The organism is Citrobacter sp. MGH104 (genome assembly GCF_001034485.1).
In the GTDB taxonomy this organism is placed as follows: domain Bacteria; phylum Pseudomonadota; class Gammaproteobacteria; order Enterobacterales; family Enterobacteriaceae; genus Citrobacter; species Citrobacter freundii.
Map to the genome: position 1 here is coordinate 3,565,211 of NZ_KQ089818.1, position 16,549 is coordinate 3,581,759.

Here is a 16,549-nt window from a genome sequence, read left to right on the forward strand (position 1 = left end):
ACACCCTGCAATTCATTTATAATTGTATTGTTATAACCAATAAATGGTATTTTAAATGTATATTATGAGGCGTACCCTGTGTACAGCAGCGGTTCAGTAAGAACTCGCTGGTTGTCGACTGGAAAAGGGAAGAAAAATGCTTCAAATTCCACAGAACCATATCCATACACGCTCTACTCCATTCTGGAACAAAGAAACGGCACCTGCCGGAATTTTCGAACGCCACCTTGATAAAGGAACCCGTGCCGGGGTTTATCCTCGACTTTCGGTTATGCAGGGGGCGGTCAAATATCTCGGATACGCAGATGAACATAGCCCGGAGCCCGTAGAGGTGATGGTTATTGAAGCCGGTCAGTTTGGCGTTTTTCCACCGGAAAAATGGCATAACATCGAAGTGATGACCGACGACACTTACTTTAATATCGATTTTTTCGTTGCCCCGGAAGTTCTGATGGAGAGCGCGAATCAACGAAAAGTCGTGCGCACCGGCAAGGAGTAAATCATGGGCAAAGCAACCTATACCGTAACAGTGACCAATAACAGCAACGGCGTGTCAGTCGATTATGAAACTGAAGCGCCGATGACGCTGTTGATTCCGGATGTGGCCGCTGAAGTGGTTAAAGACCTGGTCAATACGGTACGTTCATACGATACCGAGAATGAGCACGACGTCTGCGGCTGGTAGATGTTAGCCTCTGCCTCTGATTGCATATTTTCGTTTTTGATTTATAAACCGCACTGCGTTTCTCTGGCGCAGAGCGGTTTTTTTATCCGTGTTAAACCTGGAAATATCCGGAAAAAGATTTCTTAAGAATACCTTAAGAAATCCGCATTGATTGCTAATGTTGGATCATTCACAGGGGTTATGATCGTGAAACAGTCACAATACAGAACCTCGCTTATGAAACTGAATACCCGACTAACATTACCCACTTTCATTCTTGGGCTGATCATCGTAGCGATCCCGTTCACTGCGAACTGGAATCTACCTTTGCTCAACGGTACTGTCGTCAGATGGATTGAGAATGGCCAGGCGTTATGGCTGCTGTTTGGAGCGCTTTTTACTCTCAGCTACATCCGGCCTTTATCACGTCCTGAAGGCGAGAAACAATTTTGGCTTTGGGCGGCTGTGTGGTGGTTGGTGTTGCTGGGTCGCAGTACCAGTTGGGGCCGTGATTATTTCCCCGAGCACCCTAAACTTCTGTTCAGAGTTATCTCAGTGGTATTGATTGCAATGATTATTCTGCCTGTCCTGATATCAAAACGCTTACGCCAGGATATTGCCCGTCGCTTACGCAATGAACCGCTGCCGCTATGGCTGTTAGCGATCACCACCTGTGCATTTTTGATCTCCGATACGGTAGAGCATCATCGTCTGCTGGCCCCTGTCTTTTTGCACAACGCGCAGTACGGCGATCTCATTGAAGAGCTGTATGAACTCCCGTTTATGGTAGGATTGTTCCTGATGAACCTCGGTTTTATGCAGCGGGATAAGCAGGAAGAATCTGCTGCTATTCGCTTTAGTGAACCACAGCTGGCGAAGTAACGAGAAAATACCTGAGTCTGGATGACCAGACTCAGGCGGTTAGCGAGGTGACTTACGCAATGGCCTCGCACAAGCGTGATTTCATGTCGCTATACGTCTGTGCGGCATACTTTTCAGCCCATCCCTGATCGCTAATGTGCTCAATACTTACGGCGCAATATTTGGTTTCCGGCGTTTTCGAAATAGGATCGAGGTTATCCTGGGTTAACTCGTTACACGCACCAATCCACCATTGATAGGTCATATACACCGTTCCGGTATTGATACGCTCGGATACATCCGCGCGGCTGATGACCTTACCACGACGCGAGCTGACCCATACCAGGTCACGATGACGAATACCCAGTTTTTCTGCATCATGAGTATTGATTTGCACATACCCAGGCTCATCTGCCAGGGCTTGCAGCGCTGCGCAGTTGCCGGTCATTGAACGACAAGAGTAGTGCCCAACTTCACGCACTGTACACAGGACCAGCGGATACTTTTCATCAGGAACTTCTGCGGGCGCTCGCCATTGTGCGGCAAACAGTTTGCCTTTGCCATTGGCGGTATCAAACTGGCTGTTCGCGTAAAGGTAAGGTGTGCCGGGGTGATCGAGCTCCGGACATGGCCACTGAACATGCCCCATTTCACCCATTTTCTCATAGGTTACGCCGTAGAACAGCGGGCACAGCTCGCGCATCTCATCCCAGATTTGCTGGTTACTTTGATACCGCATGGGATAGCCCATTTCACTGGCCAGCAGGCTGATGATCTCCCAGTCACGCTTGACATCACCTGAGGGTTCAATCGCTTTTTCAAAACGCTGGAATCCACGATCGGCGCAGGTAAAGACGCCACCGTGTTCACCCCAGGAGGTGGCCGGCAGGAGGACGTCGGCCATTTCCGCTGTCTTGGTCATGAAGATATCCTGCACGACAATAAAATCGAGCGCGTTAAACCCTTCGCGGACCAGACCTAAATCGGCCTCGGTTTGCAACGGATCCTCCCCCATGATGTAGTAGGCTTTAATTTTGCCTTCAATAGCCAGATGCGGAACTTCGGTGATGCGCGTCCCAACCTTGTCATCCATCTGATTAACGTCAATGCCCCAGGCGTTGGCGAATTTCTCCCTGATGGTGAAATCGGTCACGTCCTGATACCCAGGGAACTGGTTAGGCAGTACCCCCATATCGCACGCGCCTTGCACGTTATTCTGCCCACGCACCGGCCCAACGCCGACGTTAGGACGTCCCAGATTGCCGGTCAGCAACGCCAGGCTCGACAAACCACGAACCACGTCAACGGCCTGGCCAAACTGGGTGACGCCCATTCCCCACATCACGGTTGCCGATGGCGCTGCGGCAAATGTACGCATCGCCTGACGAACCTGCTGTGCGGGAACACCCGTTAAATGTTCAACGGCTTCAGGCGCATAGTCCTTCACGGTTTCCCAGTATGTTTCCAGTCCTTCCGCATGCTTTTGTACATACTCGCGATCGTAGAGTTGCTCTTCGATGAGGACATGGCCAAAGGCGTTAACCAGTGCCATATTACAACCGTTTTTTAACTGCAAATGTTGGTCAGCGATACGAGCAGTTTCAATACGACGTGGGTCACAGACAATGATTTTTGCGCCATTCTGGCGAGCTTTAATTACCCGGCGAGCCACGATCGGGTGCGAGTCGGCGCAGTTATAGCCAAAGATCAGCAGACATTTTGAGTTTTCAATGTCGCTGATGGAATTGCTCATGGCGCCATTGCCTAATGTTTCCTGTAACCCGGCAACGGAAGGGCCGTGACAGACACGGGCGCAGCAATCGACATTATTGGTATGGAGAACGCCACGTGCGAATTTTTGCATCACGTAGTTGGTTTCATTCCCTGTTCCACGTGAAGACCCGGTGGTCATAATGGCGCGGGGGCCATAGGTATTTTTGATTTCAGATAAGCGTTTTGCGGTGTAACGAATGGCTTCATCCCAGCTAACGGGAGTGAATTTTCCACCTTTTTCATAACGGATCATCGGGCGAGTCAGACGGGGAGTCAGAAGGCGAGTGTCGTTAAGAAAATCCCAACCATAGTAGCCTTTCAGGCATAACTGATTTTGGTTCGTTACACCCTCTGCGGCCTCGGCGCGGATGATTTTGTTATTCTCAACAACAAGCTTGAGCTTGCACCCGGCCCCACAGTATGGGCATACACTGGTGATTTTTTTCATCAATAACAGACCTGTTAAATGCTGAAATAGCGCGAATTGTAAACGGAGCCGCGCGATACGCATCGCGGACTACGATTTGTCATAGTGACCGGCTGTTTAAGCATAAATCGTGCCAGAAGTGAAAACCCAGTAATTGCAGGGACTGAGGGCGAATGAGTAAAGCAGAATGACTGACGATTCGACATTAATGACGAGCTACGTCAGGGAAAATGTCGCATCGAATGGTTTAACCTTATGAAAGATCAGAAAAAGATGAAAATAGCAGGTGATACCGATCACAAATTTTAATTTTTCAGCGCTATGCTATGCTTTTATACAACGAGCGAATCGTTAACTTAAAAACATAAGTGAGGGATATTATGGGCATTATTTCATGGGTGATTTTCGGTCTTATCGCTGGGATTTTGGCAAAATGGATTATGCCGGGTAAAGATGGCGGCGGATTCTTTATGACCATCATCTTAGGGGTTGTCGGTGCGGTAGTGGGTGGCTGGATCAGTACCTTCTTTGGTTTTGGTAAAGTTGATGGTTTCAACTTTGGCAGTTTTGTCGTAGCGGTTATCGGTGCGATTGTGGTGTTGTTTATCTATAGAAAAGTCAAAAGTTAAGTAAACATGCAGACAATAGAGGCCACTGATAAGTGGCCTTTTTCTTTGGTTACCACCACCCCAGTTCCGTGCCCAGAACCACGATGATAGCCACGCCAATCATAATAAGCGTTGTTTTTTTCATCGTTATGCTCCAGGCGCAGCGTAACCGCCAATAAAAAACCAGGATAAGAAAACGACAGTGGAAATGAAAATAATGACAGGGAAAATAATACCGAGTCGCATACGATTATCTACCAGAGTTATTTAAAGACGAGTCAGCATAGCAGGGGTTAATGTACGACAAAAGCGGTTTTATCCTGACGCTTTTTATCCTTGTACATTGCGCTGTCTGCGAGATGAAGCGCACAGTTTACATCAGTCTCCAGCGGATCAATTTCCACCACGCCCAGACTGGCACCAGGATAAAACAGATGAATATCGCCCAGGTGATAGTCGCCGCAAATTTGCTGCTGCAACTGATGTTTCACCTGCTGCAGACGAACACGTTGCTCCCTGTCATCTTCCGGCGACAGGCGAGCGACTAAAAATTCGTCACCGCCCAGTCGACCGAGAATGTCATTATCACTACATTTACGCAGCAGGCGGTGGCCAATCTGGATCAGGAACTGGTCGCCAACCTCGTGGCCAAAGCGGTCATTGATCAATTTGAAATCATCCAAATCGATATAGGCGACAACTATCTTCTGCCTGAGGTGGCGGGCGAGCGAAAAAAGGGTCTCTACATTTTCAAAAATTGCGCGCCGATTCGGTAATCCGGTCAGGGCATCGGTGTAGGAGTGAGCAATCAGCGCAGCGTTCGCTTCACGTAACTGAGCAACCAGCGACTCTTTTTGAATAGACTGGGCGATTAGTCCGGCAAACAGATGCAACACCTGTTCACCACGTTCGCTTAACGCATGCTGGCGGCGACTGGTGGCGCAGAGCGTACCGTAAAACGTTCCGTCCGGAAGATGAACGGGAGTACTCAGAAAAGTGGTGATGTCCAGTGCGCGAGCGGTGGTACATTCCGGCCATCGTACGGGCACGTTGTCGCTGTACAGACAGTTTTCCTCAATAGCGCGTTTGCACAGCGTCTCATCCCACGGTACGGACAGCCCTTCGGGGATCTGCATTTGGCAGCTATTACGCGCATACAGAATATGCTGCAGACGGGCATCCAGATCGACCTTGGTCAAGTATGTAGATTCCATCTCAGTCACTACTTCCAGCATTTCCAGAAGTTGGCGTACCAGACTCTCAACTGACTGCTCCGTGGCTAAGGATTGTGAGACTCTGGCAAGGATCATGTCCGACATGAGGTGTAAATACTCCTGAGTGATGACAAGGCTGGCGTGGGCGCATGATAGAACATCAGGGAGCAAGATGAAACACGTGTTTCTGGCTGAAATGTAATCATAAAATTGAAATTAGAACGTAAAACATGGAGATAGAAGGGAAGTCGGGGTAACCTGCCGGAATAATGCTTTTAAACAGGAGTAGAGATGAAACTAGCGTCTATTATTTTGCCCGGCTTGCTGGTGCTGGCGGGGTGTACCACGCAGCCTGATGCCCCTAAACCACCAAAAATCGGCATGGCGAATCCGGCATCGGTGTATTGCGAACAAAAGGGCGGTACGCTGGTTGCGGTGCAGACTCCGCAAGGCGTAAGGTCAGACTGCAAACTACCCGGAGGGGAAGTGATTGATGAATGGGCGCTCTGGCGTAGAGATCATCCGACAGCGGGCAAGTGATACGCGGTCAGCATTGACGTAGCCACTCAGCGAGCACCAGCGCGTGGTTTTGCTGGGTATTTTTCGCCGCATACAGTAGCGTTAAGGTTTGCTGTCGGGCAATCTCTGCGAGGCGCTTTCCTTCTTGCTGCTGTTGAGCCAGTTCAGCGCGATATTGCTCAGAAAAATGCGAGAAATCAATCAACTCTGCGTGGAATGCCTTACGTAAATCAGATGACGGGGTAAGTGCTTTATTCCATTCGTTGAAAATAAGATCGCTCTTTTTCACCCCGCGAGGCCATAACCGGTCGACCAACACGCGGTAACCATCGCTTTTTTCTGCCGGGTCATACACACGTTTGCACTGAATATTCATCTCTTCATCCGCTCCATTAAGCTATCGCTATTACGGTTAAATAAGATCGTAAAACGTGACCATTATAGCATTCCGCCAGCCCTGACTCCCAATTTAAGGGATTGTGATACCAACAAAAAATCGGTAGGCTGAGGCTCCTTATAGTGTCCCTCATTGTCTGGACATAAGGAACGTTTAATGGAAATTTCCCCGATTAAAGATACGCTTCGCATTGCGCTGGTGGGCGATTACAACCCCGATATTGTGGCGCATCAGGCTATTCCTCTTGCCATTGATGATGCCGCTGCCGTCCTGGAATTAGTGGCTGATTATGACTGGCTAACCACATCTGATATCAGCAGCAGTGAGGACCTGGTAGGTTATGATGCCATTTGGGTCGTTCCAGGCAGTCCTTATCGCCACCTGGAAGGGGCGCTGATCGCGATACGCTATGCGCGTGAAAACAGCATCCCATTCCTGGGTACCTGTGGCGGCTTTCAACATGCCATTCTGGAGTATGCCCACAACGTGCTGGGCTGGATCGACGCCGCCCACGCGGAGACGGACACCACGGGTCGGATGGTGATAGCACCGTTGACCTGCTCGCTGGTAGAAAAAACGGATGATATTGAGCTTCGGGCCAATACGCTGATTGCCAAAGCCTACGGACGGGATGTTATCTCGGAGGGATATCACTGCAACTACGGCGTATCGGAAGATTTTGCCGCTGAGCTGGAGCGCGGCGATCTCCGTGTGACCGGTTGGGATGAGGCTGGTGATATTCGTGCCATTGAGCTGGTGACACATCCATTTTATGTCGGCACGCTCTTTCAGCATGAACGCGGAGCGCTGGCGGGAAAACCCGTACCTCTGGTTCAGGCGATGCTGCGCGCCGCGCGCGGATAAATATTGGGCAGGTTGTCCGCGAACCTGCCCTCTGCATTATGCGATCGCGATCTCCCGATTGCGCCCCGCGCACAAACCAAACACCGCCATCAGCATCGCTAACACGGCGACACCCGTTAATGGAATCAGCCAACTACCGTTGAGGTCGTGAATTTTCCCCATCAGCGGTGGCCCGCAGGCGGCCAGTAAATATCCGACAGACTGTGCCATGCCGGAGAGCGCTGCAGCCTGATGCGCTGAGCTTGCGCGCAGGCCAATAAAGGTTAAGCCGAGGATCATCGTCGCGCCTGAGCCAAAGCCAAACAGGATGGTCCATAGCAATGCCTGTTCGGGCATTATGGCGAATCCCGCCGCGCCGACAGCGCACATTAACGAAACCAGAGCGGCGATGGCGCGCTGATCCTTAAATCTGTTCAGGACGAGAGGGATCAATATTCCCGGCGCGGCAGTCGCCAGCTGCAGTAAACCATGCAACGAACCGGCCTGAGATTCACTGTAGCCATGGCTAATTAAAATGGCGGGTAGCCAGCCGATGATGACGTAATAGACAAGGGAGTTGATCCCCAGAAACAGCGTCACTTGCCAGGCTAGGCCAGAGCGCCAGATCGCGCGGGAATGCAAGGCGCGCGAGTTACTCAGGCTGGCATGAGCAGTCTGGCGGCATTGGGGCAACCAGATAATCAGCGCCAGCAGCGGGAAGGCCATCAGCACCATCAACGCACCGCGCCAGCCAAATCCATTTAGTGCCAATGGAACCACAATTGCCGAGCCCAGTGCCGCCGCCGCGCCCATGGTCAGCGAGTATGCGCCAGTGAGTTTCGCCACATGCTGGGAAAAATCACGCTTAATCAATCCGGGTAACAGCACATTTCCCAACGCGATTCCGCAACCAATGATGGCGGTACCGCTAAACAGGAACCCTGAGGAAGGCAGCGAACGAATCGCAATACCTACGCAAATCAACAGCATCGCGGCAAACAGGCTACGTTCGATGCCCCAGCGGCGCGCAACGGCGGCAGCCAGGGGTGATACCAGCGCGAAGGCCAGCAGCGGCAGGGTAGTCAGAAGCCCAGTCTGGGCGGTACTCAAGCCGTAGTCGGCGCGAATGGCATCCAGCAACGGGGCTGCGCCGGTAAAGGTGACGCGCAGTGTGGTGGCAATCATCAGGATCCCCGCGATCAGCAACGCTGCATTTTTGCCACGGGAGGAAGGTGTAGTAATCATTTTTTTCTCATATCGTCAGGCGAGGCGATACTTTAGCGTTTTTACACTATGGATGAATCAAGCTAAAATGACAGATTATCGCTAAAATAGGACATTCTTATGTTGGGGCTGAGACTGGATGGATATGAGCCCGATTTGCACCACGATGCGGCGGTAGCATTTTGTATTCAGGCTCGGGAAGATGAACTTTTCAGTCCGCTGCATCAGCATCGTAAGGGACAGTTGATCCTGGCGCTGCATGGCGCGATCACCTGTGAAGTTGAAAACGCTATGTGGATGGTGCCTCCGCAATATGCGGTGTGGATCCCTGGCGAAATTCCACACAGCAACCACGTTACCGTGGGCGCGCAATTGTGTTTTCTATTTATTGAGCCGCAGGCTGTCGTGATGCCTGAACGTTGCTGCACGCTGAAAATCGCCCCGTTATGTCGGGAACTCATTCTGGCGCTGGCGTCCAAATCGGATGCTCAGCGACTGGAACCGGCAACTCAGCGGCTGACGCAAGTGTTGTTTGATGAACTCCCGCAGCAACCCCAGGAGCAGATGCAGTTACCGGTTTCCGATCACCCGAAAATTCGCAGAATGGTCGCAACGATGGCGAAAGAGCCTGCACAATGGCAGACGTTGGGACAATGGGCCAGCGTATTTGCGATGAGTGAACGTAACCTTGCTCGTCTGGTCGTCAAAGAAACGGGGTTGAGTTTTCGCCGCTGGCGTCACCAGCTCCAGCTGATTCTGGCGCTGCAGGCGTTGATCGATGGCCGCAATGTACAACAGGTCGCGCAAATGCTCGGGTACGATTCGACCACGGCATTTATCACTATGTTCAAAAAAGGCCTGGGGCAGACGCCAGGCCGTTATCTGAACGGGCTGGCTACTGCTTCCCAACAATCAACGAGACCAGGCCTGCCGCAATAAGCGGCCCCACCGGCACACCGCGAAACAGCGCCACGCCCAGTACCGTGCCCACCAGTAATCCGGCAACAAGCTGGGGCTGACTGCCCATTAGCGTAACGCCGCGTCCGCCGAGCCATGAGACAAATACCCCGACGGCAATAGCGACCAGTGATTTCCAGTTTACAAAGGAGTGGATGAGCGTGGAGGGCGGTAGCGTTCCGCTGGCGATCGGTGCCATGACGCCAATGGTCAGAATGATAATCCCGACGGTCAGGCCCTGTTTTTCAATCCAGGGGAAGAAAGTATTCAGAGGGGTAACACGGACAATGATCAGCACCAGAATTGAAACAGCGACAGTGGTGTTGTGGCTGACAAAGCCCAGAGCTGCCAGTCCGAGGAGGATCAGCAGAGTGACATCAAACATCGTAGTTTCCTTGCCAAAAGAAAAAATAAGCCTGCTTACTGTACGCGTAAATGCGTGACGGAACAGGCTTTTTTTAATGATTATGATTTTTTTTGGGCTAACGCACGATGCGACGTTTTTTACTGCTAACGCAGACTATTATTGTTCGCGGCGGAAAGGGATTAATTCAGGTTGCGCGATACGCAGGTAATCTGCGGTATCCATGATCACGGATTTTTCCAGCAACCCGGCATTAAACGCAATTTCATGAAAACGCTCAAACAATAGCGGATCAGCGACCAGCTTGAGATTAGGATGAAAACTGAACGGTGGGATAGCGCCAAATACGCAGCCAGTCAGTTCATCTACCTCCGCCGGGCTGGCAAGAGACGCTCTCAACCCGCCAATATGGCTGGCTAACCGGCTCAGGTCGGCCTGCTGATCGGCAGAGAGGATCGCCAGAACATGCTGATTGACGCCGTTGCCTTTTACTTTGCAGACCAGCGCTTTTGCTCCCTGGCCCAGTGCGGTACCACGAATTTCAGAAACTGCCTCACATTTGCCGACGGCTTCATGGCTTACCACGCGGTACGTTGCGCCTTGCTCTGACAACAGCGAAATTAAACGCTGATGCGTTGCGTTACCTTTGTTCACTTCCGTCATGACTTACTCCTGGTACAACAATGAAAATCCTGCAGAAAAATAATCACGCACCGGCGTGTTTTTTCTGTTTGTTCAGATAGAGCTGTGCATCAGATGCTTTGTAAGCATCATCAATAGTGTCGTTCGGCTGCATATTATAAACCCCGGCGGAGAAGCTGATGGATATATCATGCGCAATAATTTGTAAGTTATAGCGAATTCTTTCCAGCAGGCGGGGCGTTAAATCACTGGGGTGGTCGATGAGGATAATACAAAACTCATCGCCGCCGAGGCGGATGGCGTAGTCGCTTTTGCGAATAGAGCTTTGAATGGCTTTGGCCAGATGGGTGATAATCCGATCGCCTTCTTTATGCCCTAACGTGTCATTGATGACTTTCAGTTTATCGCAGTCGATGGCGATAAAGGTGACGAGCGTTCCCGTGTTCACCAACTGTTGCAAACGCTGCTCAAGCGCCGGCGTTAAAATTTTACGGTTGTAGAGCCCGGTCATCGCATCACTGACATTTTCCCGCGTGACGTTGTGATACAACCGAAAATGCGTTCTGACCATATTCAGCAGTAATATCGTTGCCAGTAAATAGAATGCGAATATCTTCCAGGACGAGACAATAAAATACATAACATCGAGTGAGAGTGTGATGCGTATACCACCGGGTATGTCCTTCTCATAGTCAACATAGCGGAACAGATCGGTTTCACTTTTATGAACGAGAATCTCTTTACCGGAGCTGGTATCCGAGACCGTTACGTTAAGATAGCGCCAGACGAGAGGGCGGTCGCTGGTATAGAAAATATTCTGTAAATTCTCTTTATTAATATCTACCATCACCACACCTTTTAACTTACCGGTGTAGTAGACCGGTGTTAAAAAGCTCATCACTTTTTTCTCGGTCAGATTATCTTCATAAATACTGGAAATCACCGTGCGGCCGGTGAAAATACCATCAATATCATTCTGGTCGATTCCCAGCGTACCTTTTTGCAAAAACGACCAGTTGTGTATCGCAAATTTCCGCGAGTCGATCAAATCATAGAAATAGACGTAGTTATTTTTGAGATCGACGTAATATCGAAATTTATACTCTAACGTCCCTAATCCCTGACCGTAATCTTTCTGCTGACGATTAACATTGACCGCCCGGTCAAAAGAAGGCAGCAGAAAAATGTCATCAAGCTGTTCACTACATTTTGTTGAGGTGGTCTGCAACGTACCGTGCAATGGCAGATAGTTGTGCTTAGTAAGGTTGAGCCCATGAGCGCCGTTAACGCTGTCGAAAGCGGTGCAAAGTGCTTTTTGCTGTTCGAGAGAGGCTGGTTCATGGGGGGACGAAAATGTACGCATCAGATGGGCTGCGATGCTCTGATTTGTGTACTTATCATAGAGAAACGATGAGTCGGCTTTCTCATTGATATAGCGCATGTACGCATTCATTGCTTTATCGCTGGCAATGAGCTCATAAACCAAAAAAGAAGACGTCAAAACAATTACGCTGACGGAGATAAAGAGCCTGAGCGCTTTATGATGCAATTTCATAATGATTTACAGCCCTGTAAGTCTGATAGTTCAGTCTATCACACGGCATACATCCGCTCTAACGCTACGGGCAAGGACATTTTGTAATAAAAATCATTCGCGCGCTTCACCTTTAACTCTTAATGTTGTATTTATAATGCAGCTTATAAAGGGAGACAGGCCAATGAGCGCGACTGAAAAAGCGGGTCATACATTTTTAGCCAGCCTGGGCAAAACCCGTCTGCGTCCGGGCGGCGTTGAAGCAACAGAATGGTTGTTTAGCCAGTCACAACTGACGCCCGGCAGCCAGGTTCTGGAAGTGGCCTGTAATATGGCCACCACGGCAATAGAGATAGTTCAACGCTTTGGTTGTACGGTCTACGCTATCGATATGGATAAAACCGCGCTGTCTAATGCCAGAAATAATGTGGCAGCAAATGGTCTGGAAAATCACATCCATGTGATGGCTGCGAATGCCAGTACCCTGCCTTTTGCGGATAACAGTTTTGATGTTGTGATTAACGAAGCCATGCTGACAATGTATGCCGATAAAGCGAAGGCGAAGTTAATTGCCGAATATTATCGCGTGTTGAAGCCCGGTGGGCGCCTGCTCACCCACGATATTATGTTCACCGCCCAAAAACTGGGCGCGGGCGAACAGGGCCAGCTTGTCGATGTGGTGAAATCAAACGTTAGCCCAATGACCAGACAAGGCTGGCGTGATTTGTTTCTTAACTGCGGGTTCGAACAGGTCTTGCAGCAGAATGGCAACATGTCGCTGATGTCACCGCGCGGATTAATTCGTGATGAAGGGCTTACAGGGGCAGTTAAAATTGTGTTTAACGGCTTACGCACGAGCGAAAATCGTCGTCGGTTCCTGAAAATGTTTCGCTTCTTCCGTTCGCAACGTCATCAGCTAAACTACATTGCCTGCTGCTCTGTTAAGGGAAAATAAAAACAGGATGGGGCACTATTTATAAAATCAGTCAGCACATCTACGCGCTGACTGATTTGTTTAGATTAATTGTTACTGGTCGTACTTTGCTTATGAAACAGTTCGCGAAATACCGGGTAAATATCATCCTGGTCGCGGATATGCTGCATCGCAAAGTTATCAAAGGTTGATTGCAGATGTTCGTATTCACGCCATAAGGTTTGGTGGGCGCGGCGAGTGATTTCGATATAGCTGTAATAGCGTACCACTGGCAGTAGCTTTTTCGCCAAAATCTCATGACACAGCGGTGAATCATCTGCCCAGTTATCACCGTCCGATGCCTGTGCAGCATAGATGTTCCACTGGGCAGGGTTGTAGCGATCTTTCACCACTTCATCCATTAACTTCAGCGCACTGGAGACAATGGTTCCCCCGGTTTCCTGAGAGTAGAAGAACTCATGTTCATCCACTTCTTTCGCCTGGGTATGGTGGCGAATATAAACCACCTCCACGTTCTTATAGGTCCGGCTTAAGAACAGATACAGCAGGATATAAAAGCGTTTAGCCATATCTTTGGTCGACTGGTCCATCGAACCAGAGACGTCCATCAGGCAGAACATCACCGCCTGGCTGGAAGGGTCGGGGCGTTTTTCATAATTTTTGTAGCGTAAATCAAAGGTGTCGATAAATGGCACGCGTTCGATTTTTGCCCGCAGTTCGGCAATCTCTTTGCGTAACCGTTCCTCTTCCAGCAACTGCGCTGGTTCGCTTTTCGCGATGGTTTCCAGATCCGCTTCGAGAGCATGCAGTTCGCGACGCTTACCCGCTGTCATCGCCGTACGGCGCGCCAGTGAGTTTTGCAGGGATCGCACCACGCTAATGTTGGCAGGCACACCGTTAGAGGTAAAACCTGCCCGGTGTGTTTTATACTCCGTTAACTGACGCTGCTGATTCTGCTTCAGGTTAGGAAGTGCTAAATCTTCGAACAACAGATCAAGATATTCATCTTTAGAGATCTGAAAGACGAACTCATCCTGACCCTCACCATCCTGGCTGGCCTGGCCTTGTCCACTTCCTGAGCCGCCACCGCCGCCTTGTGGGCGTTCAATGCGGTCATTCTGCACAAAATGGTCGTTACCCGGATGTACGCGATGGCGCAGGCCACCACGTCCCTGATGAAACATTGGTTCGCTAATATCATCAGTCGGAATAGAGACAGATTCGCCGCTATCCACATCAGTCACCGAACGCTTGTTAATGGCCTCGGAGATCGACTGTTTAATTTGCGATTTATAACGGCGTAAGAAGCGCTGGCGGTTTACCGTGCTCTTGTTTTTGCCGTTAAGACGCCGGTCAATAAACCAGGTCATAAGCCCCCCGTACTGCCAACTGTTCGCCATGTCTGTAAGTGCCGGATGGCGCTGTCGCTATCCGGCCTACGGAACATTGTTTTGCAAGCCCGGTAAGCGCATGCGCCACCGGGCACTTATGTTAAGACGATTTACGTACGCGCAAATACCATTCGCACAGTAAACGCACCTGTTTACGCGTGTAGCCTTTTTCCATCATACGGTCGACAAAATCGTCGTGTTTTTTCTGCTCGTCAGTCGAGGTTTTAGCATTGAACGAAATGACCGGCAGCAGCTCCTCGGTATTGGAGAACATTTTCTTCTCAATAACCGTGCGTAGTTTTTCGTAACTGGTCCAGTTTGGATTGCGACCGCTGTTATTCGCTCTGGCACGCAGAACAAAGTTGACGATCTCGTTACGGAAATCTTTCGGGTTACTGATACCCGCCGGCTTCTCAATTTTCTCCAGTTCTGAGTTCAGTGACTCGCGATCAAACAGCTGCCCGGTATCTGGATCGCGATACTCCTGATCCTGAATCCAGAAATCCGCATAAGTGACATAACGGTCGAAAATGTTCTGTCCGTATTCGGAATAGGATTCGAGATAAGCTGTCTGGATCTCCTTGCCGATGAATTCAGCATATTTCGGGATCAGATAGCCTTTCAGGAACTCAAGATAACGCTCAGCTTGCTCCTGCGGGAACTGTTCACGCTCGATTTGCTGCTCCAGTACGTAGAACAGATGAACCGGGTTAGCTGCCACTTCAGCATGGTCAAAGTTAAATACGCGAGAGAGGATCTTAAACGCGAAACGCGTGGACAGACCGTTCATTCCCTCATCAACCCCGGCGTAATCACGATACTCCTGATAGGATTTCGCTTTTGGATCGGTATCTTTCAGGCTTTCGCCATCGTAAACGCGCATCTTCGAGTAAATGCTCGAGTTCTCAGGTTCTTTCAGGCGAGAAAGAATAGTAAAGCGAGAGAGCGTTTCCAACGTGCCCGGTGCGCAAGGCGCATGGGTCAGCTCACTGTGGTTAAGCAGTTTTTCGTAAATTTTGATCTCTTCAGAGATCCGCAGGCAATAAGGCACTTTGACGATGTAAACACGGTCAAGGAACGCCTCATTGTTTTTGTTATTACGGAACGTTACCCATTCAGACTCGTTCGAGTGGGCAAGAATAATCCCGTTAAACGGCAGGGCGGAGATACCTTCTGTCCCGTTGTAGTTTCCTTCCTGGGTGGCGGTCAGCAGAGGATGCAGCACTTTAATCGGTGCTTTAAACATCTCAACGAACTCCATAATCCCCTGGTTTGAGCGGCACAGTGCGCCCGAATAACCGTAGGCATCAGGATCGTTCTGGGCGTGGTGTTCGAGTTTACGAATATCCACTTTCCCGACCAGCGCAGAAATATCCTGGTTGTTTTCATCACCAGGCTCCGTTTTAGCGATAGCGATCTGCTCCAGAATAGACGGCCAGACTTTGACGACGCGGAATTTTGTAATGTCCCCGCCAAAATCATGCAGACGTTTAGCAGCCCACGGCGACATGATCGTACCGAGATAACGACGCGGGATCCCATACTCTTTTTCCAGGATCTGCGCGTCTTCCTGCGGATTAAACAGGCATAACGGATGATCGTTGACCGGGCTACGTTCGCCATTGGCGCTCAGGACATAAATCGGTACTCGTTGCATCAGCGACTTCAGCCGCTCAGCAAGAGATGATTTCCCCCCTCCCACAGGCCCCAGCAGATACAGAATCTGCTTCTTCTCTTCCAGACCTTGAGCCGCATGCTTCAAATAAGAAACAATCTGCTCAATGGCGTCTTCCATGCCGTAAAACTCTTCAAAAGCGGGATAGCGTGCAATTACCCGATTCGAAAAGAGTCGAGAAAGTCGAGGTTCATGGGCAGTGTCAACCATGACAGGCTCACCAATAGCCATTAATAGCCGCTCTGCCGCGTTGGCATAAGCACTGCGATCTTGCCGACAAGTGGTAAGAAACTCCTGCAGCGTGAACTCTTCGTCCTTGGCAGCTTCATAACGCTGGCGATAGTGATCGAATATATTCATGGTATGCCGTCCTTTCGTTTTTTAGCACATGTTAAGAGCCGTTCATATGAATAGTAGAGGCCCCTGAAGAGGTAAACTGAACGACGTCGCTGCTGAAGAAATAAGCAACTCTCATGCCATTTTAGTGGTCAGGAGATCAACGTATTCGGTGATACACCTTCT

18 protein-coding genes and 1 pseudogene are annotated in these 16,549 nt (G+C 50.0%); 8 read left to right on the forward strand and 11 right to left on the reverse strand.

Going from position 1 to position 16,549, the window contains the following annotated elements; all coding sequences use genetic code 11:
* The first annotated feature begins 136 nt into the window (after nucleotides 1-136).
* The 3 genes from yeaR to SK34_RS16815 all read left to right on the forward strand — a co-directional run bounded on the left by yeaR (nucleotide 137) and on the right by SK34_RS16815 (nucleotide 1,546).
* Entirely contained in the window at nucleotides 137-499 is a 363-nt protein-coding gene (gene yeaR / locus SK34_RS16805; protein WP_003030735.1) for a DUF1971 domain-containing protein YeaR, read from the forward strand.
* A 3-nt stretch (nucleotides 500-502) separates the two neighbouring features.
* On the forward strand, nucleotides 503-685 hold the full coding sequence (locus SK34_RS16810) for a DUF1869 domain-containing protein (protein ID WP_003840863.1): 183 nt from the start codon (nucleotides 503-505) through the stop codon (nucleotides 683-685).
* A gap of 216 nt (nucleotides 686-901) precedes the next feature.
* Nucleotides 902-1,546 (forward strand): hypothetical protein, encoded by a 645-nt coding sequence (locus tag SK34_RS16815; RefSeq protein ID WP_003840864.1) that lies wholly within the window; start codon nucleotides 902-904, stop codon nucleotides 1,544-1,546.
* 52 nt (nucleotides 1,547-1,598) lie between these two features.
* Here SK34_RS16815 and fdhF read toward each other — a convergent pair whose 3' ends face one another.
* Nucleotides 1,599-3,746, reverse strand: coding sequence for a formate dehydrogenase subunit alpha (gene fdhF, locus SK34_RS16820; protein ID WP_046670785.1), 2,148 nt, complete (start codon nucleotides 3,744-3,746; stop codon nucleotides 1,599-1,601).
* A gap of 359 nt (nucleotides 3,747-4,105) precedes the next feature.
* On the opposite strand from fdhF, the gene SK34_RS16825 reads away from it, so the two are divergent.
* Complete coding sequence (locus tag SK34_RS16825; protein WP_003030729.1) at nucleotides 4,106-4,354, forward strand: GlsB/YeaQ/YmgE family stress response membrane protein; 249 nt, start codon at nucleotides 4,106-4,108, stop codon at nucleotides 4,352-4,354.
* Between the two features lie 49 nt (nucleotides 4,355-4,403).
* On the opposite strand, the gene yoaJ is transcribed toward SK34_RS16825, so the two are convergent.
* From yoaJ to SK34_RS16830, 3 genes are read right to left on the reverse strand one after another with little or no spacing between them, the layout of a single operon-like run.
* Complete coding sequence (yoaJ, locus tag SK34_RS24690) at nucleotides 4,404-4,478, reverse strand: protein YoaJ (RefSeq protein ID WP_099530266.1); 75 nt, start codon at nucleotides 4,476-4,478, stop codon at nucleotides 4,404-4,406.
* A 2-nt stretch (nucleotides 4,479-4,480) separates the two neighbouring features.
* Nucleotides 4,481-4,579, reverse strand: a complete 99-nt coding sequence (locus tag SK34_RS24695; protein ID WP_156178940.1) for a YoaK family small membrane protein — start codon at nucleotides 4,577-4,579, stop codon at nucleotides 4,481-4,483.
* 47 nt (nucleotides 4,580-4,626) lie between these two features.
* Entirely contained in the window at nucleotides 4,627-5,652 is a 1,026-nt protein-coding gene (locus SK34_RS16830) for a sensor domain-containing diguanylate cyclase (RefSeq protein ID WP_032936130.1), read from the reverse strand.
* Nucleotides 5,653-5,838: 186 nt separating this feature from the next.
* On the opposite strand from SK34_RS16830, the gene SK34_RS16835 reads away from it, so the two are divergent.
* Nucleotides 5,839-6,087, forward strand: coding sequence for a putative hemolysin (locus SK34_RS16835; RefSeq protein WP_003840866.1), 249 nt, complete (start codon nucleotides 5,839-5,841; stop codon nucleotides 6,085-6,087).
* A 7-nt stretch (nucleotides 6,088-6,094) separates the two neighbouring features.
* Here SK34_RS16835 and SK34_RS16840 read toward each other — a convergent pair whose 3' ends face one another.
* The gene (locus SK34_RS16840; protein WP_003030722.1) at nucleotides 6,095-6,442 is read right to left on the reverse strand and encodes a DUF488 domain-containing protein; all 348 of its coding nucleotides are present in this window, start codon (nucleotides 6,440-6,442) and stop codon (nucleotides 6,095-6,097) included.
* 177 nt (nucleotides 6,443-6,619) lie between these two features.
* On the opposite strand from SK34_RS16840, the gene SK34_RS16845 reads away from it, so the two are divergent.
* Nucleotides 6,620-7,327, forward strand: a complete 708-nt coding sequence (locus tag SK34_RS16845) for a CTP synthase C-terminal region-related (seleno)protein (protein WP_048233565.1) — start codon at nucleotides 6,620-6,622, stop codon at nucleotides 7,325-7,327.
* A gap of 36 nt (nucleotides 7,328-7,363) precedes the next feature.
* On the opposite strand, the gene SK34_RS16850 is transcribed toward SK34_RS16845, so the two are convergent.
* Nucleotides 7,364-8,551 (reverse strand): CynX/NimT family MFS transporter, encoded by a 1,188-nt coding sequence (locus tag SK34_RS16850; RefSeq protein ID WP_046670553.1) that lies wholly within the window; start codon nucleotides 8,549-8,551, stop codon nucleotides 7,364-7,366.
* A gap of 99 nt (nucleotides 8,552-8,650) precedes the next feature.
* On the opposite strand from SK34_RS16850, the pseudogene SK34_RS16855 reads away from it, so the two are divergent.
* Nucleotides 8,651-9,443: pseudogene (locus tag SK34_RS16855) on the forward strand (AraC family transcriptional regulator); the annotation flags it as partial.
* On the opposite strand, the gene SK34_RS16860 reads toward SK34_RS16855, so the two are convergent.
* The 3 genes from SK34_RS16860 to dgcJ all read right to left on the reverse strand — a co-directional run bounded on the left by SK34_RS16860 (nucleotide 9,426) and on the right by dgcJ (nucleotide 12,048).
* Nucleotides 9,426-9,872, reverse strand: coding sequence for a DUF441 domain-containing protein (locus tag SK34_RS16860; protein WP_003832453.1), 447 nt, complete (start codon nucleotides 9,870-9,872; stop codon nucleotides 9,426-9,428). The pseudogene SK34_RS16855 and the gene SK34_RS16860 sit on opposite strands and share 18 nt — an antisense overlap.
* Nucleotides 9,873-10,010: 138 nt before the next feature.
* A complete protein-coding gene (locus SK34_RS16865; RefSeq protein WP_003030712.1) occupies nucleotides 10,011-10,514 on the reverse strand; it encodes a YbaK/prolyl-tRNA synthetase associated domain-containing protein in 504 nt (167 codons plus the stop codon).
* 43 nt (nucleotides 10,515-10,557) lie between these two features.
* Nucleotides 10,558-12,048: a diguanylate cyclase DgcJ gene (gene dgcJ / locus SK34_RS16870; protein WP_003840869.1), complete on the reverse strand. Its 1,491-nt coding sequence runs from the start codon at nucleotides 12,046-12,048 to the stop codon at nucleotides 10,558-10,560.
* Nucleotides 12,049-12,211: 163 nt separating this feature from the next.
* Between dgcJ and SK34_RS16875 the strand changes: the two genes are divergently transcribed.
* Nucleotides 12,212-12,982 carry a class I SAM-dependent methyltransferase gene (locus tag SK34_RS16875; protein ID WP_048233567.1) on the forward strand — a complete coding sequence of 257 codons (771 nt, stop codon included), beginning with the start codon at nucleotides 12,212-12,214 and terminating at the stop codon, nucleotides 12,980-12,982.
* A gap of 65 nt (nucleotides 12,983-13,047) precedes the next feature.
* On the opposite strand, the gene SK34_RS16880 is transcribed toward SK34_RS16875, so the two are convergent.
* Both SK34_RS16880 and yeaG read right to left on the reverse strand, forming a co-directional pair.
* Nucleotides 13,048-14,331, reverse strand: coding sequence for a YeaH/YhbH family protein (locus SK34_RS16880; RefSeq protein WP_003030708.1), 1,284 nt, complete (start codon nucleotides 14,329-14,331; stop codon nucleotides 13,048-13,050).
* Nucleotides 14,332-14,452: 121 nt separating this feature from the next.
* A complete protein-coding gene (gene yeaG, locus SK34_RS16885; protein ID WP_003030707.1) occupies nucleotides 14,453-16,387 on the reverse strand; it encodes a protein kinase YeaG in 1,935 nt (644 codons plus the stop codon).
* Nucleotides 16,388-16,549: the final 162 nt, after the last annotated feature.

What these genes read in the sequence shown, in the direction of transcription:
- SK34_RS16850 (WP_046670553.1), bottom strand. Translation starts at nt 8,551, where the DNA reads ATGATTACTACACCTTCCTCCCGTGGCAAAAATGCAGCGTTGCTGATC.
- SK34_RS16825 (WP_003030729.1), top strand. Translation starts at nt 4,106, where the DNA reads ATGGGCATTATTTCATGGGTGATTTTCGGTCTTATCGCTGGGATTTTG.
- SK34_RS16815 (WP_003840864.1), top strand. Translation starts at nt 902, where the DNA reads ATGAAACTGAATACCCGACTAACATTACCCACTTTCATTCTTGGGCTG.
- yeaG (WP_003030707.1), bottom strand. Translation starts at nt 16,387, where the DNA reads ATGAATATATTCGATCACTATCGCCAGCGTTATGAAGCTGCCAAGGAC.
- dgcJ (WP_003840869.1), bottom strand. Translation starts at nt 12,048, where the DNA reads ATGAAATTGCATCATAAAGCGCTCAGGCTCTTTATCTCCGTCAGCGTA.
- SK34_RS16845 (WP_048233565.1), top strand. Translation starts at nt 6,620, where the DNA reads ATGGAAATTTCCCCGATTAAAGATACGCTTCGCATTGCGCTGGTGGGC.
- SK34_RS16830 (WP_032936130.1), bottom strand. Translation starts at nt 5,652, where the DNA reads ATGTCGGACATGATCCTTGCCAGAGTCTCACAATCCTTAGCCACGGAG.
- SK34_RS16875 (WP_048233567.1), top strand. Translation starts at nt 12,212, where the DNA reads ATGAGCGCGACTGAAAAAGCGGGTCATACATTTTTAGCCAGCCTGGGC.
- SK34_RS24695 (WP_156178940.1), bottom strand. Translation starts at nt 4,579, where the DNA reads ATGCGACTCGGTATTATTTTCCCTGTCATTATTTTCATTTCCACTGTC.
- fdhF (WP_046670785.1), bottom strand. Translation starts at nt 3,746, where the DNA reads ATGAAAAAAATCACCAGTGTATGCCCATACTGTGGGGCCGGGTGCAAG.
- SK34_RS16860 (WP_003832453.1), bottom strand. Translation starts at nt 9,872, where the DNA reads ATGTTTGATGTCACTCTGCTGATCCTCCTCGGACTGGCAGCTCTGGGC.
- SK34_RS16880 (WP_003030708.1), bottom strand. Translation starts at nt 14,331, where the DNA reads ATGACCTGGTTTATTGACCGGCGTCTTAACGGCAAAAACAAGAGCACG.
- yeaR (WP_003030735.1), top strand. Translation starts at nt 137, where the DNA reads ATGCTTCAAATTCCACAGAACCATATCCATACACGCTCTACTCCATTC.
- SK34_RS16835 (WP_003840866.1), top strand. Translation starts at nt 5,839, where the DNA reads ATGAAACTAGCGTCTATTATTTTGCCCGGCTTGCTGGTGCTGGCGGGG.
- SK34_RS16840 (WP_003030722.1), bottom strand. Translation starts at nt 6,442, where the DNA reads ATGAATATTCAGTGCAAACGTGTGTATGACCCGGCAGAAAAAAGCGAT.
- SK34_RS16865 (WP_003030712.1), bottom strand. Translation starts at nt 10,514, where the DNA reads ATGACGGAAGTGAACAAAGGTAACGCAACGCATCAGCGTTTAATTTCG.
- SK34_RS16810 (WP_003840863.1), top strand. Translation starts at nt 503, where the DNA reads ATGGGCAAAGCAACCTATACCGTAACAGTGACCAATAACAGCAACGGC.